16 protein-coding genes and 1 pseudogene are annotated in these 15727 nt (G+C 32.6%); 9 read left to right on the forward strand and 8 right to left on the reverse strand.

The annotated features are described in order from the left end of the window. The 7 genes from B5D14_RS11310 to B5D14_RS11340 form a co-directional block, all read right to left on the reverse strand. The coding region (locus B5D14_RS11310) for an HTH domain-containing protein (protein WP_078712745.1) at positions 1-264 on the reverse strand (264 nt) is incomplete at its 3' end. Positions 265-373: 109 nt separating this feature from the next. Continuing rightward, positions 374-1855 carry a TrkH family potassium uptake protein gene (locus B5D14_RS11315; protein ID WP_078712746.1) on the reverse strand — a complete coding sequence of 494 codons (1482 nt, stop codon included), beginning with the start codon at positions 1853-1855 and terminating at the stop codon, positions 374-376. After that, positions 1852-2517, reverse strand: a complete 666-nt coding sequence (locus B5D14_RS11320) for a potassium channel family protein (RefSeq protein WP_078712747.1) — start codon at positions 2515-2517, stop codon at positions 1852-1854. The genes B5D14_RS11315 and B5D14_RS11320 overlap by 4 nt, the downstream gene beginning before the upstream one ends. Beyond that, positions 2514-2954 (reverse strand): potassium channel family protein, encoded by a 441-nt coding sequence (locus B5D14_RS11325; RefSeq protein ID WP_078712748.1) that lies wholly within the window; start codon positions 2952-2954, stop codon positions 2514-2516. The genes B5D14_RS11320 and B5D14_RS11325 overlap by 4 nt, the downstream gene beginning before the upstream one ends. 10 nt (positions 2955-2964) lie before the next feature. Further along, on the reverse strand, positions 2965-3315 hold the full coding sequence (locus B5D14_RS11330; protein ID WP_078712749.1) for a hypothetical protein: 351 nt from the start codon (positions 3313-3315) through the stop codon (positions 2965-2967). A 138-nt stretch (positions 3316-3453) separates the two neighbouring features. Next, a complete protein-coding gene (locus tag B5D14_RS11335; protein ID WP_078712750.1) occupies positions 3454-4149 on the reverse strand; it encodes a response regulator in 696 nt (231 codons plus the stop codon). Continuing rightward, positions 4146-5669: a DUF4118 domain-containing protein gene (locus B5D14_RS11340; protein WP_078712751.1), complete on the reverse strand. Its 1524-nt coding sequence runs from the start codon at positions 5667-5669 to the stop codon at positions 4146-4148. Before B5D14_RS11340 ends, B5D14_RS11335 begins: the two co-directional genes overlap by 4 nt. A 144-nt stretch (positions 5670-5813) precedes the next feature. On the opposite strand from B5D14_RS11340, the gene B5D14_RS11345 reads away from it, so the two are divergent. From B5D14_RS11345 to B5D14_RS11385, 9 genes and pseudogenes are all read left to right on the forward strand, one after another. Beyond that, positions 5814-6995 (forward strand): GGDEF domain-containing protein, encoded by a 1182-nt coding sequence (locus tag B5D14_RS11345; protein WP_143254443.1) that lies wholly within the window; start codon positions 5814-5816, stop codon positions 6993-6995. Between the two features lie 88 nt (positions 6996-7083). Next, entirely contained in the window at positions 7084-8631 is a 1548-nt protein-coding gene (locus tag B5D14_RS11350) for a ClC family H(+)/Cl(-) exchange transporter (RefSeq protein ID WP_078712752.1), read from the forward strand. A gap of 57 nt (positions 8632-8688) precedes the next feature. Next, positions 8689-9018, forward strand: a complete 330-nt coding sequence (locus B5D14_RS11355; RefSeq protein WP_078712753.1) for a hypothetical protein — start codon at positions 8689-8691, stop codon at positions 9016-9018. 55 nt (positions 9019-9073) lie between these two features. Next, a pseudogene (locus B5D14_RS12460) lies at positions 9074-9197 on the forward strand (YkvA family protein); the annotation flags it as partial. Between the two features lie 229 nt (positions 9198-9426). Next, entirely contained in the window at positions 9427-9762 is a 336-nt protein-coding gene (locus tag B5D14_RS11365; protein WP_078712755.1) for an iron chaperone, read from the forward strand. Between the two features lie 72 nt (positions 9763-9834). Continuing rightward, complete coding sequence (locus tag B5D14_RS11370) at positions 9835-10290, forward strand: methylated-DNA--[protein]-cysteine S-methyltransferase (protein ID WP_078712756.1); 456 nt, start codon at positions 9835-9837, stop codon at positions 10288-10290. A gap of 8 nt (positions 10291-10298) precedes the next feature. Next, positions 10299-13109: a glucosaminidase domain-containing protein gene (locus tag B5D14_RS11375; RefSeq protein ID WP_078712757.1), complete on the forward strand. Its 2811-nt coding sequence runs from the start codon at positions 10299-10301 to the stop codon at positions 13107-13109. Continuing rightward, complete coding sequence (locus B5D14_RS11380; protein WP_159443800.1) at positions 13066-13344, forward strand: ParB N-terminal domain-containing protein; 279 nt, start codon at positions 13066-13068, stop codon at positions 13342-13344. Before B5D14_RS11375 ends, B5D14_RS11380 begins: the two co-directional genes overlap by 44 nt. A 10-nt stretch (positions 13345-13354) precedes the next feature. Next, positions 13355-14077 (forward strand): pseudouridine synthase, encoded by a 723-nt coding sequence (locus tag B5D14_RS11385; RefSeq protein ID WP_078712759.1) that lies wholly within the window; start codon positions 13355-13357, stop codon positions 14075-14077. Here B5D14_RS11385 and B5D14_RS11390 read toward each other — a convergent pair whose 3' ends face one another. Beyond that, positions 14078-15724: an Rqc2 family fibronectin-binding protein gene (locus B5D14_RS11390; RefSeq protein WP_078712760.1), complete on the reverse strand. Its 1647-nt coding sequence runs from the start codon at positions 15722-15724 to the stop codon at positions 14078-14080. Positions 15725-15727 lie beyond the last annotated feature (3 nt).

Genomic DNA, 15727 nt, shown 5'->3' on the forward strand with positions numbered 1-15727 from the left:
CTCTTTACGACTAAATCCTTCAGGTCGCATTGCTTGTTCCCGCATTCTAGTTGTCAATGAACCAACTCGCTTTGGTCCTAATATTTTGGGGCTAATTCCTAATTTGTTTAGTGCTTCTATTGGTGATGCTCCTGTATTGAGTAAACCTGTAAATTCATTCTTAAAATCATCTGTAAATCGTACATTTGCTTCACTGATTTTCTTTACATACTTGCTTTTTCTTAATTCTTCTATTTGTTCTTTACTAAAATAATTTCTTCCCATATTTTCTTTCCTCTTCTAAAGTATACTGAAACCCCGTAAGGTAGTCACTTTTTATCTAGTGTCTTCCTTACGGGGTATAGTTTACAAATTAAATTTGAATATCTTTTTTCTATTTAACACGAACAAATTTGTTTTTTATAGCAGTAAAACTTGAATATAATCCAATAAGAATAATGAAGATTTCTAATCGTCCAAATAACATACCAAGCATTTCTACAATAAGTGTAGCATTGTTTGTTGTCATTGTTGTGATACCAATTGAAAGTCCTACTGTACCAAGTGCTGATGCAAATTCAAACATACCTTCGATTAAGGATGTATTTGCAGTCAATGTGACTAGAAGCGAGCCAACAACATAAATAACTGTATACCAAAAGAAGAAGGAAACTGTATCCATTATTGTTGTTTGATCAATTTGACTCTTTCCTTGAGGTTTGATATATGTTTCAACGTTAATTGTTCTCGATGGAACGATTTTTCTTTTTAGATTCATCCAACTAATTCTTATCATCAAATAAAACCGAGATATTTTTAGTCCTCCTGCAGTAGAGCCAATGCCACCTCCAATAAACATTAGAAGTATTAAAATTGTGATTGAGAATTGTGGCCAAGTTGCAAAGTTCATTGTGGCATAACCTGTTGTGGATAAGGCTGATACCGCATTAAATGCAGCATGTCTTAGTGCGTCTAGCCAACTTAGGTTCATTTGTAGGGCTAGTGAAATAGCAATTAATGGTATAGAAACTAAGAAAATAATGAACATAAATTTTACTTCGCTAATGCTTAAAAACTGTTTCCACTTTCTTTTTGTAAGTATCAGTAGGGCTGCAAAGTTAGTAGTACCTATTATCATAAGCAAAATTGTGATCCATTCAATAGAAAGACTATTGTATTCACCAATACTATTTAGTTTTGTTGAAAATCCACCAGTTGATAATGAGCACATAGAATGATTGATTGCATCAAAGAAACTCATTCCAGCAAACCAATAAAGAAGTGTACCTACAATCATAAATGACATATACATTGTAAATATGACACGAGCTGTTTTCTTGAGATTGGGATAAATTTTATCTGGATGTCCCTCAGCACTATATAGATTCATGGTTTGTTTACCATGAACAAGTAAAATCATCATCATCACAAATCCTAAGCCACCACAAAATTGCATAAAACTACGATGAAACAAATAAATTTGGGCAGTGTTTGTGACATCTAGAACAGATAAACCTGTCGTAGTCCAACCGCTTACAGCTTCAAATAGCGCTTGTGTAAAGCGAAGTTGTCCTGAGATGATAAAGGGTAGAGCACCCATAAGAACACCAAAAGCCCAAATGAAGATAATCGTGATACTACCATATTGTAAATTTGATTGTACATGAGTACAGTCTTCGTTTTTCTTATAGAATAAACAAACAATAAATCCACTAAAAATAGCGATAGTACCAGGAAGTAAAAAGTCAAATAAGTATTTCGCATCTTGAGGATAGAAAGGAATTACAATAATTGGAATTAAAATTAAGACACCAATTAATATCATTAGTTTTCCAACATAATTTCCTTCTTTAAAACGGAGTTTTAAATCTGTCATTTACCCGTCAACTCCTTAACTGCAAGTGCTTGTTGTTGATCAGATGCGATCATAACAAGAATATCTCCTTCATGAATTCTAACATCACCACGAGGGACGATGTTTGTATCTCCACGCAGAATACAACCGATGACTACTTCTTGTGGTAAGTTTAATTCCCATAATTTTTTATTTACTACAGGTGCAGTTTTAGGGATCGCAAGTTGAGTTATTTTTACTTTTCCTCCATTTAATTCGAAAATAGAAGACATTTGATCCATTAGTGCTTGTTGTTCAATTAAATTTGTTACCGTTGTAATGGAGCACACAACAGAATCGATACCCATCTTATAAAAGAAATCAACTTTTTCTGGATCATTTACTAATGCAACAGTTCGTTTTACGTTGAATTTCTTTTTACATAATTCACAAATTACAAGATTATCATCATCACGTCTTGTTAGTGCAATGGCTAAATCAAAATCATAAATACCTGCATCATCTAAAATGTAAGGGCGAGTACCATCACCATGTAAAATATGAATATCTTCTATTTGTGCAAATTCAATGCAGTGTTGGTAGTTAAGGTTAATGATCGTAATTTCATAACCTTTAGTTCTTAAGGATTTTGCAAGTGCATAGGTTTTTTGATAGCCACCAACTAAGACTACTTTCTTTTTCATAGAATACCTCTTTTCTTATCTAATCTTTTTGTGATTTCTGCGGTGGATAAGATTGCGGGAAGTATTGTTTCAAAGCCCATATCTTGATATGTACAAGCTCTTTCAGGATCGTAGAGACGTATAATAACATTTTCAACATGATACATGGATTTAGCGATTTGGGCTGTCATAATGTTAGTACTATCATTATCTGTTACACAAATAATCGTCGTTACTTTATCAATTTGTGCTTCCTTTAACACATTAAAATCAATTGCATTGCCTACAATAGTTAAACCAGTAAAAGAAGGTGATAACTTGCGAAAGGAATCTTTGCTATTATCGATAATTAATACATTTTCTTCTTTCTCAGAGAAGATATTTGCAAGGCTTGCTCCAAGTCTTCCACATCCAACAATAAGAGTAGACTCATCTATTTTTCCATTAAATATACTCATGTCTTTCACCTTAAATTAAACTGTATTTTTTTCTAATACGTTTATTTTCAATGCAGTCATTTTCATCAAATGCACGAGTATGACATTTTGAGAATGTACCATAGATTTCAAGATTTACTCTTGCAGGTAAATAAGAAGGATCAAGAGCCCATGCAGCTCTAAAATGTTTCATTGCGATTGGATGTTCACCACTATCTTCTAAAAGTAACCCTAATAAGTTATGAGGTTGTGGAGCATGTGGGTAAGATTGCATAGCATTGCGTATGATTGCTTCACATTCACTGTATTTTTTCTCATTTAGAAATTGTTTAACTTGTTGACATAATTGTCCAAGTGCTTCGTTTGTATTGATTGTTTCCATATTCTTTCTCCCTATCAAGCTTTTCTTGATAGTCTTATCTTAAGTTATATCGTGTGAGTGGGATGTGAGAAAGGGGAAGATCGTGTGAGAAACTTGTGAGAAAGAAAAAATGGAATGTTTTCCATTCCATTCATGATTCTATTCATCAATTAGGCGATAACCTACACCGATTTCGGTCAGTAAGTAAATAGGTTTAGCAGGATTTTGCTCAATTTTTCTTCTTAATCCAGCCATTAAAGCACGAAGTGCTTGTGTATCTTCACCATAGCCTACACCCCAAACTTCTTTAATTATATAACTTGTGGTTAATACTTTCCCCACATTTTTAAAGAAGAGCGAAAGTAAACTATATTCAAGAGGTGTTAGATGTATTTCTTTATCAGCTAAATAAACAAGTCTTTTCTCAAAGTTAATCTCTAAGTTTTTCACTTTTATTGTATTTTGTATCTTTTGATTGTTTTGGCGATAAAAGTGACGTAGTGCAACTCTTACCCGTGCAAGCAACTCTGTAACAGAGAATGGTTTTGTAAGATAATCATCAGCACCTGCATCAAGAGCCATTGCCTTTTCTTTATCTTGGTCACGAGCTGAAACGATGATAACAGGAATTTCAGACCATTCACGGATTTTTCTTAAAACTTCCATTCCATCAAAATCAGGTAATCCTAAATCAAGTAACATGATATCAATTTGCTCTGATACAAGGAGTGAAAGAGCGGTTTGACCATTTTTTGCTGCAAGAGTAATAAAACCTTCTTGTTGTAGTGCAAAACTAATGAAGTTACTAATTTTATTATCATCTTCTACAATAAGTATTCTTGTTTTAACTGTCATGATTCTTTCTCCTTCATTGGAAGTGTGAATATAAACTCAGCACCTTTTCCAGCAGTGCAGTTTCTTGCTTGAATTGTACCATGATGTGCTCTAATAATTTCATCACAAATTGCAAGACCGATACCGATGCCATGTTGTGCATCAACCCGTTGTTTACTGCCAATAAAAAACATTGTAAATAAGTGAGGTAAGTCATCTTCGTTAATCCCATTTCCATAATCACGGATAGTGAATTCAATTTCACTTGTTGTTTCTAATTTTTTAATGGTAATATCAATTGGCTTATGTGATTTGTTATGCTTTGCAGCATTATCTAATAGATTAGTAAGTACTTGTGCAATGAGTTTAGCATCCATTGGAATAAGTACCGCCTCATTTGGCATAGCTACATTGATTTCCATTTTTGGATAACGCCGATTTATATTTTGAATCGCAACACTCAATACTTCTTCAACAACCTCATATTCATGTTTAAGTTGAAATTTAGAATCTTGAAGTTTTGTTAGGCTAAGAATATTCTCGACAAGTCCATAAAGCCAGTCTGCTTCTTTGTTGATATCATTGGATATATCGTGAATAACATCTTTCTTTTTACTTAGTGAAACAAGAAGTTCAGAATTACCCATAATTGTTGCAAGGGGAGTTCTTAAGTCATGTGAAATTGCTCGAAGTAAGTTACTGCGATATCTTTCTTGAGAAGCTTCTTCTTTTAGTCGTAGATGCTCTTGAATTCCATAGAAACGATCCATTGCCAAAGCTACATTTTCGGTCATTGTATGAACAAGTTTTACTTGATAGTCAGTTAATTTTTTGGCATGGGATGTAGGAACTCGTATTAGCCCAAGAATATTTTCTCTTCCGTAAATTGGGAAGTCATAAAATTCTTCGTTGATATCAACAATTGCATGCAAGTTTTCTATTCGTTTTCGTATTTCTTCAATATTTTCTGTTGCTTTTATGATTTGTTGACTACCATCTTCTTGTTGAATGTAAGTTTCTTCAGGATTACCATGAAAATCAAAGCAAAGGCAAGCAACATTACATGCAAGAAAGCCACTAATAGCACTTGTTGCAACAGAGGCAATTTCTTTAATGTCAACGGCATCAGTTAAATAGTTTGTTAAGTGATATAACGTATTTGATTCTACTTCTTTCTCTTTTGCTTCTTTTTCACTTTGTAGTGTTTTTGATGTTAAGGTACCGGTAATAATCGCAGTAATTGTCATAATAACAAAAGTGATTAAATAGTTTGGGTCATAAACTGAAAGTGAGAAATAAGGAGCAGTAAAAAAGTAATTGTAGGTTAGTGTTGCAATAATGGATGAAAGTACACCCATAAGGTAACCTTGTGAGAATCTTGCGGTAATTAAAACTGCAAGAATATAAACGATAACAATGTTTGTCTCAGGTATTTTTATGCTTTCAAAGAAATAACCAATAAGTGTAGCAGTCGCAATTGAAAAAATCATAATGATTAATCCAACAACTATTTTCTTTTGAGTTCCAGGTATTCTATTCATATTGTTTTCCTTCATATATAGGAAAATTATAGCGATTATTACTAATAAGAGCAAATAGTAAAAAAATCTTCTCTCGTCTTTTAAAAAAGAGTATACTATCTAAGTAAGTGGCTTTCGGAGTGGTTATGTTTTGAGGAGACTGAAATGAATAAAATTAAAGATCGTATTTGGAAGAAAATATTTATCTTGTCCAAAGAAGAAAAACAGGAATTTATTAATTATTTTCCAAACAAAGTGTATTTAACTGAAAGAAATATTTCGGTTGTAGTTGCACTAACACAAGTCGCAATGATTATTCTGTTTTTATCCAATAAACATTTGGATTTGAGCAATTTCCGTACAATAGCTTACTTATCACTTTATATTTATTTATTGATTGTTACGATAGTGGCAGTATTTTTGTATAGCTATGCTTATCGTACAAAACAATATAAACTATTAAATTGGTTAAGAAGAGTGTGTTGCTTCCTTATTTGTATTTGGTTAATGGGGATTACCTTTCTAGGGCAAATGAAGGGGAATGATTTATCCGTATTTAGTTATTTACTACCTACAATGGCAGCGGTACTTCTTCTATCACCTCTTGAGAGTTTAATTATTTTCTCATCGACTTGGGTGATGTTGGTCACGATGATTTTAGTATTTGGTAGTCATGAGGGCTTATTTGGAGTAGTCATCAATAGTATTTTTGTTACTGTACTTTCAATTTATATTTCGTTTCGATATTATCGCAGTATCGCCATCGAGTTTTTAGATCGTAAAATCATTGAAAACCAATATGAGGAAATCAAACAAACAAATCAAAAACTTGAAGAAATGGCACATGTTGATCAATTGACAGGATTGTATAATCGCCACTATTTGCATCAAAAAGTATACCCAATGTTCAATGAATACATATGTGAAGAAAATTACTCGATGTGTCTTTTACTAGATATTGATTTCTTTAAACAATACAATGATACATATGGTCATCTTCAAGGTGATGAATGTATAAAAAGTATTACAAGAGTAATTAAAGATTTTTGTGATAAATATGACGCTAATGCAGTTCGTTATGGTGGTGAAGAATTCCTTATTGTGAAGGTAGGGAAAGAGAAATTTGATGCAAATCAAATTGCAAATGAGTTACTACAATCTATTCGCGATTTACAAATACCACGCAATGATAGTGATTTAGGTTATGTAACCGTTAGTATTGGTTTGTGGCATAATGGTTTATTTTGTGTTAGTAGTTTGGAAAATGCTATCTTGTATGCAGATAATGCAGTATATTATGCAAAAGACAATGGTAAGAATTGTATTTATGAAGCAAAGCAGAAGTGATGTGAAATCGAACATCACTTTTCTTTTTTGTATCTAATTTGATATTTAGTGAAAGAAGCGTAAAATAAAAGAGTTCAAGGGGGTTTATATGAGTCAGAAAAGTGTAAGTGAAATTTATTCAGATTTAAATAAACTAAAATGGAATGTGACATTTAAAGGAATAATTGTAGGATTATTTGCAGGGTTTATTGTTGCGCTCTATCGAATGGGAATAGAGTATGCAACAGAGAAATCCATTGATATTTATCGTTTTCTTAAAGTGAATCCAATTTACATTGTAGGTTGGATACTGATTATAGTTTGTATTGGTGTTTTTATTTCCTATTTAGTAAAAGTATCACCGGATTCGAAAGGTAGTGGAATTCCACAAGTTGAAAGTGTTTTATTATATGGCAGGAAAATGAAGAGTTTTCTCATTATTCCTGTACGTTTTTTAGCAGGTATACTGAGTGCATTCTTTGGAGTATCTTTAGGAAGAGAGGGACCCTCTATTCAGATAGGGGCTTGTGGAGGAGATATAATTGCAAGTAAACTGAGCAAGAATAAGTTGGAAGAAAACTATTTGATTACTGCGGGGGCATCTGCGGGATTATCAGCTGCTTTTAATGCACCACTATCAGGAATTATCTTTTCTTTAGAAGAGGTACATCGCTCATTCTCTCCAAATATCTTAATTGCAGCAACAACAGCGGCCTTAACGGCAGATGTTGTATCAAAAGTTATATTTGGTTTAAAACCTGTTTTAAGTTATGTGGATGTATCACAATTTCCTCTTACCCAGTATTTTTGGTTAATACCACTAGGAATAATTTCGGGGTTAGTTGGTGTCTTGGTTCAAAAACTATTGCTTGGATCAGGGAGAGTATATGCAAAATTACCACCAGTTTTTAGACCCATCATAGCATTGCTTATTGCATTACCATTTGGACTATTCTTACCACAAGTTTTGGGTGGAGGACAAAATTTAGTTCAATTATCAGAAACAGCACAAATGAGTATTGGGGTATTATGTTTGATGCTTGTTTGCAAGATGATATTTACAACAACAAGTTTTGGTAGTGGGATACCAGGTGGGATATTCATGCCGATTTTATCAATGGGTGCACTACTTGGCAGTCTAATAGCACAGCTGGGATTTCATTTCGGTGTATCGCCAGATATGGTATCGGTCTTCTGTATTTGTACTATGGCAGGGGTAATGGCAGCTTCGGTTAAAGCTCCGATAACAAGTATTCTTTTAATGGTTGAGATGACTGGATCACTTGTGCATTTATTACCTGTTGCATCAGTTGCATTTATTGCACTACTTACATCTGATTTACTTAAGACATCACCTATCTATGAGATGTTATTGGAACGATTAATTGATCCGATTTTATCCCATACTAAAAAGAAGGACAAAGTGATTCTTGAAATGGTGGTGGAATTAGGGAGTGAAGTTGCAGGTAATCAAATTAAGGATATTCAGTGGCCAGAGGGGTTACTCATTGTAGGCATACGACGTGGTGACAAGGAATTTGTACCCAATGGTGATTTTAAGATTCTTCAAGGTGATTATTTAATCATTTTATCTTCTGAACATGAGTATCAAATAATAAATACGCAAATTAATCAATTGTGTAAACCAACAATGTGATTTATATCTTTGATGATATTACTTTGATATAATGGGGAAAGAAGGAGTAATGAAAAAATGAAACTTAAAACGTATTTCATATATATAGGTTTGTTTATTTTGGAGTTCTTTGGTTTCCAATTTTTAATCGAAGATACTGGCTCAGCGATGTTCATTTTGTTGATTGCTACACCTCTATGTGTTTTAATAGAATCCATCATGTTTGGTTATGCTCATGGCAAATTCGATATATTTTTTCTACTTATTTTAGAAATTGTATTTATTCCAAGTGTCTTTGTTTTTATGAATGAAAGTGCACTTATCTATGCCTTTGTTTATGGTGTCTTGGGTGCAGTTGGTGAAGCTATCGGTATTTTTATAGGTAAGACAAAGAAAAATGAAGATTAAAGAGAGATTAAATCAACTTCGTAAGGATGTTGAACTTGTTTTTGTTATATTAAAAGATTCAAATACACCTTTGTATACTAAAGTATTGGCTTATGTCACAATAGGATATGCTTTATCACCCATTGATTTAGTGCCTGATTTTATTCCTTTTTTTGGATATCTTGATGATTTACTAGTTCTGCCCTTATTGGTGTATTTAACCATTAAAAGTGTACCAAAAACAGTATTGGAAGAGTGTAAGAAAAAAACATTAGTTGAGAGACCTAAAAAGGAATGGTATTATGCTCTACCTATTTTTGCAATATGGGTATTGATTCTTATTTGGATTTTAAAAGGTTTTAGAATGATATGAATTGCTTTCGTTATCTAAAATCGCTATGATGAATCTAGAAAGCAGAGGGCAAATGAATGGGTGTTATTGATGATTATATAAAAAGTTGTCCTAAATCACATCAAGAAAAATTGATTGAAATTTATGGCATTATAAAGAAGGCGGCTCCGATGGCAGATGAAAAAATAAGCTGGGCAATGCCTACCTTTTATTTAAATGGAAATCTAGTGCATTTTGCGATGGGAAAACATCATATTGGACTTTATCCAGGTGCAAGTGGAGTGGAGCACTTTTTAGACCGTTTAGATGATTATAAGCATTCTAAGGGAGCAATTCAATTTCCTTTGGATAAACCACTACCTAAAAAGTTAATCACTGATATAGTAAAATTTAGAGTTAAAGAGAATAAGTAGAATATCTACTTATTTTTATTGGAAATGGGCAATTATACTGCTTTATGCTATAATTAGACGGGAGATTTTAATATGAAGCAAAGAACGATAAAGACAACTGTATCACGTTTAAATCTGGTTGAAGAAAATGGTGCTTTAATAGAACTAAATTTTGTTGATGCAACCGTTTCTTATCATGATAATACTCCGCTCTTGTTACAAGCTGAAAAAGAAATATTAGAATACATGAATGGTTCAAGAAAAGAATTTACAATTCCATTACAAGTAGAAGGAACAAGCTTTCAAAAAGATGTTTGGAATGCAATGTTACAAATTCCCTATGGAGAGGTAAGAAGTTATGGTGAGATTGCCAAAATGATTCAGCGTCCCAAGTCATGTCGGGCTGTTGGTAATGCATGCAATAAAAATCCAATTGCAATTCTTATCCCATGTCATCGTGTTATTGCATCCAATCATAAATTAGGTGGTTTTGGATGTGGAGCAGATAATAAGATTCGCTTGCATGAAATTGAAAATATAAAGTTATGAGGTAAAGCATGTTTAAAAAATATTGTATTTTGATCATCGTATTCGTTTTAGGACTTCTTCCTATTCAAGTGAATGCACTTTCTACAAGTGATTTCGTTGTTTCGGAAGATTTTTCGATTGTTTCAATTGAAAAAGATGTTGTAAATATATTGCAAACAGCAAAAAATTACAAAAGTGCTTTAGCTATTTATAATCGAGAAGCATCCAACTACAACAATGTTGCAATTGTTCAAAATGGAAAGGTTCTCCAAGCAGAATATGGTCTTATCAGCATTAAGAGTACACCTGCGTGCGATTATAATGTTGAATTTAGAAATGTCATTGATAATGGTTCTAACTATGTTAATGGTTGCTATGGTGCAGATGCAGCATACTTAGGCACAAATGAATCTGGTACTAAAGTCATGATGATGATTTCTGGAGTTGCAGGATGGGTAAATATCGATGATGTAACAATTTATCCACTAGAAATGCTTCCTTCAAGAAGTTCAACTTATGTTGTTAAAGAAGGGTACTTATATCATCAAATAAAACAATCATTTTCTTCTGATTTTTATTCAGCTCTAATTAATAATGGACCTGCGCCAAGTTATTTAGAAAGTGATGTTGAATACTATAGCTATGATGGACATTATTTCTACAATAATGACTCCTTGTGGGTGATGTTGGATGATTTAAAAGCTTCATCACGTGCATCAAGTGTAAATCCAAATGAACCTTACTATAACTATTACCAGTTTGTTAGTCATCGTACTCTAACTAATGTTACCTATGAAGAGGTATTAGATTACTTTAGAAATACATTGCAAGTTTCTCATCAAATCACAAGTTATTTGGACATGGATAAAGATTCAGCAGATGATACATTAAATCGTTCACAATTCTATGATGAAGAAGATTCTTTCTTTCAATATCAATATCAATATGGTGCCAATGCATTAATGATGATTGGATTATCTATGAATGAAACAGCGATAGGTAGAAGTTCTTTAGCATTTACAAGAAATAATTTATTTGGACATGCTGCATATGATTCTGATGTAGAGAAAAATGCATCACGCTATTTTGGTGTGAATTCATCAATTTATAGCCATGCCAAATATTACATCTCTGGAAGTTATGCAAATCCATTTCGTTTTCAATTCCATGGTAGTTTCTTTGGTAATAAAGCAAATGGGATGAATGTCTCTTATGCCTCTGATCCATATTGGGGAGAAAAGGCGGCACAGTTTTATTTGAACATTGATGAAGCATTTGGATTTAAGGATTATAATTCTGTTGCTTTAGGTATAAAGACGAGTCAAGAGGATGTTAAGGTATATCAATATGATTCAACAACGTCTACAATTCTCTATTCAACAGGTAAAAATCCAGATTTTGCATTTGTGATTTTAGATGAAATAACAAATGCTGAAGGTACATGGTATAAAATACAATCTGAGGCAACATTAAATGAAGAATCAAAAGTAGATATGATGTATTACTATGATTATTTAAATAATATTGCTTATATTAAACAAAGTGATGTTCAACTTTTACTTAATATGGATAAACTTGGACAAAAGGAATTAGTGGGTGTAACATTTGATGCAAATGGTGGAGTATTTCAAGATGATTCTACAAGTATTCACTATGCTTTAGAAATGGGTAGAACACCTGTAATTGAAGTACCTACAAAAGAGAATGCTTACTTTGTTGGTTGGGATAAGGAAATAGCGCCAATTAGTGAAGAAACAACATATGTAGCACAATACAAGGATGTAGCTTCTATTGAGATGAAACAGTTACCAATACAAGACTTTGAATGGAATGATAGAATCAATATTGATAAAGGTATTGTTCAAATTAATTTTACTGATCAAACAACAGAAGAGGTAGAGCTCTCTACGTCAATGGTATCAAATTTTGATTTGAAAACTGAAGGAGATCAAGAAGTAATTGTCAGTGTTGCGGGTAAAACTATATCTTATCCAATAACAGTGAATAAAGAATTGGATACAATAAGACAAGAATTAAAAGAAGAAATCACCCTGGTTTTAGAGGAAATGAGTGAATTAGAAGAATTAAGTCCTGAGCAAGTTGAACGTGTCTTAGCGCTTAAACAACGTATGGATGAGTATATGGTACCTTATCTTACACAACCTCAACTAAGGGCACTTGATGGCATTATATACAAAGCAATTAATCATCGAATTCATTATGTCATTTATAAGAATGATTTGGATGCATCCATTTCAGGATTATCTCTTTCAATTGATTTAGGAGATTCTTTGGATAAAAAATATTTAAAAGATACAATCAAATTAATTGTGAAAAATTCCATCAACAAGGAACATGAAAAACTAATGGAAGCTGTTGCGGTTGGAAATGGGTATAAAGTAGTAGATTCATTTGCAATAAAAACACAAAAGAATTTGGATAACTTTGAACTAAATACACCAGTATTGATTTCGATAAAGAAGCCAGAGGGTGCTAAAGACAATGAGTTGTTTACAGTATTATTGTATGTTGATGGTGAAGTTGTGAAGTGCTATACAAAACAAACAAATAATTACATACAATTTATGACTCCTGCAATTGGTGAGTTTATGCTTGTATCGAGAACAACTACCAATGAATACATCATAGATGATGTTATAGAAACTGTTCGCGTTGATAATAGTGATGCAGATATTCCAGCGTTAATTGCTGCAGGATTATTTGGATTAGCAATCCTATTAGGAGCTATTGTTGGTGTGGATGCATTGCTTAGAAAAAGAAGAAGGAAGAAAATTCATGATCAACAAAAAGATACCGTTGAAGATGATTCAATACAATAAAGTAGAAATCACAGAAGATTTAATTGAAAGTATTGAAGAAAGAGGAATTATTATTCCAGTAAAAGTAGCGGCATTGGAGAATGGGGTTTATCGTTGCGTTGATGGACATAAACGCTGCAGTGCATGTGAAGAAATTGAAAGAAAATTAAATAAAGAGATTGAGGTGTTCTGTATGTTGACCAATGATTTTTCCAAATCAGGGTCAACATATTGGGGTGCACGAAATCATCATTAAGGAGTGTGTCATGGAAAGATTACAAAAAATTATAGCTGCAAGCGGAATTACATCAAGAAGAAAAGCAGAAGAATTAATTGTTCAAGGACGAGTAAAAGTTGATGGACAAGTTATTACACAATTGGGATATCAAGCGAGAAAAGGTGCAACAATTGAAGTTGATGGCAAACAAATAAATAAAGAAAATAAAGTATATTATGTAATGAATAAGCCAAAGAATACTTTATGTACGCTGCATGATGAGCATGGTAGACCAACTGTTTTGGACTATATTAGAGTAGAACAAAGAATATTTACTGTAGGCAGACTTGATTTTGATACGACAGGTGTTTTGGTATTAACCAATGATGGTGAATTTGCGAATGAAATTATTCATCCAAGAAGTCATTTGGAGAAAACGTATGAAGTATCATTTAATGGTATTCTTACAGGAGAACAACTTAAACAACTTGAAAGAGGAATTGAATTAGAAGATGGCATGACGTTACCTGCAAAAGTTGCGGTAATCAACAAGAACATAGAAAAAGGTTCCATGCTTCTAGAATTAACAATTCAAGAAGGTAGGAACCGCCAAGTAAAACGAATGATTGAATATTTTGGGTTTGAAGTAAAACGATTAAATCGTAAACGTCTAGGGAATTTAATGGTAAATGATTTAAAACCAGGACAAGTTCGTTTACTTAAACCATTTGAAGTTAAACAATTAAGACAACTGGCAAACGAAGGAAAATAATTATTTTTCTAAGTTCAAGATAAACTCTTCATTTGGATCAATGTAAATTGTCTTATAAGTTGATAATGAAGCCATACCAGGTTTAGCACCTGGTATTTTTTTTAGGTTTTTTACTTGGCAATAATTTACAGGAACACTACTAGACTCTCTGCCTTTTGAATAATAACTTGCAAGCATAGCTGCAGTACGCAAGGTATCTTCATCTAAATCAGTTGCATGAACAACGACATGGGCACCATGGAAATCTTTGGTGTGAAACCACATGTCATTTTTATTTGCGATTTTGAAAGTAAGGGCTTCATTTTGAAGATTATTTTTACCATAACTAATCTGGATACCATTTGCTAGAGTAATTTTTTTAATTTTTGGAAGTGTATCTTTTTTCTTTTGTTTACGTATTTTAGAATCCTTCTTCTTTAAATATCCAAGTTCGACAAGTTCTTGATTAATTTCTTTGGCATCTTCAAATGTACTCAAATCGAGTTGTTCTTGAATACCTTCAAAATAATCGATTTCTTTTTCACATAAATCAATTTGCTCTTGAATATAGATTTGACCTTTTTTTGCTTTTGTATATTTTTGGAAGCATTTTTTTGCATTGCCTTTGATATCTAATTTAGGATCAAGTGGTATTTCGATAAGAGAATTATCATCAAAAGAAGGTAATTGTATTTTGTTTTCTCCCTTTGTATTTAAGTGGAGATGTGCATAGAGTAAATCCCCATAGGTATGCCATTTTTCGCAATCTAAGGATTCTACAAGAGATGATTCGAGTTTTGGTAGTTTTTGTTTTAGATGTTTTAACTCTTTATTTACAAAGCGATAAATATCGCCAGATAAATCTTTTATACGATCGCGTTCTTCTTTGTGATAATAAACTGTATCTAAGCCTTCGAGTAAAGGGTAACTCTTAGATTTTTGTTCAAGATGTGTTAAAGGAATACAATGAAATACGGTTTCATTATTTACAGTTGCAAGATAGAGTGAGTTTGAATCTTCAATTTCTTTCATGATATTTGAAAATGATTCATCATGTCCAAGGCGATACTCAACTTCCTTACTTAAGAAGGGAGAGAATCCATGAAATTGTTTTGTGAGTGTTAATTCATGATCGTAGGTGGAAGAAGTAAATGGATCTTTCTTACCATCTTGTATTTCAGTTTCTTTAAACATTGCACCAGGTTGAATGGTTCTTCGGTTATTTTCAAAAGGAGGAATACGTTTTAAAGCATCCATAATCTTACCGCTAGCATCAACAAAGATTAAGTTTGCATACTTACCCATAAGCTCTACATAGAGATAAAGTGTTACTTTATCACCAATGTCATTGCGTGATGAACATTCAAGTTTTACATAACGATCCAATCCACCTTGAATGATGCTTTGAATTACAGCTCCTTCTAAATGTTTTCTTAAAAGCATAACAAAAGAAGATGGCTCCTCTGGTGTTGGATAATTTCTCTGGGTTAAGTTAAGTCGATTGTAGATTGTATGACATGAAATAATCAGGTTCTTACGACCTGATTGACACTTTAATTGAAACAATATTTCTGAGTTTGAAACTTGATAAATCTTATTAATCTTTGCTGGAAATTCTTCTTTTATTTCACTTACGATTTTATGTAATAATATTCCATCTAATGCCATATT

This window comes from Anaerorhabdus furcosa (genome assembly GCF_900167375.1).
In the GTDB taxonomy this organism is placed as follows: Bacteria; Bacillota_I; Bacilli_A; order Erysipelotrichales; family Erysipelotrichaceae; genus Anaerorhabdus; species Anaerorhabdus furcosa.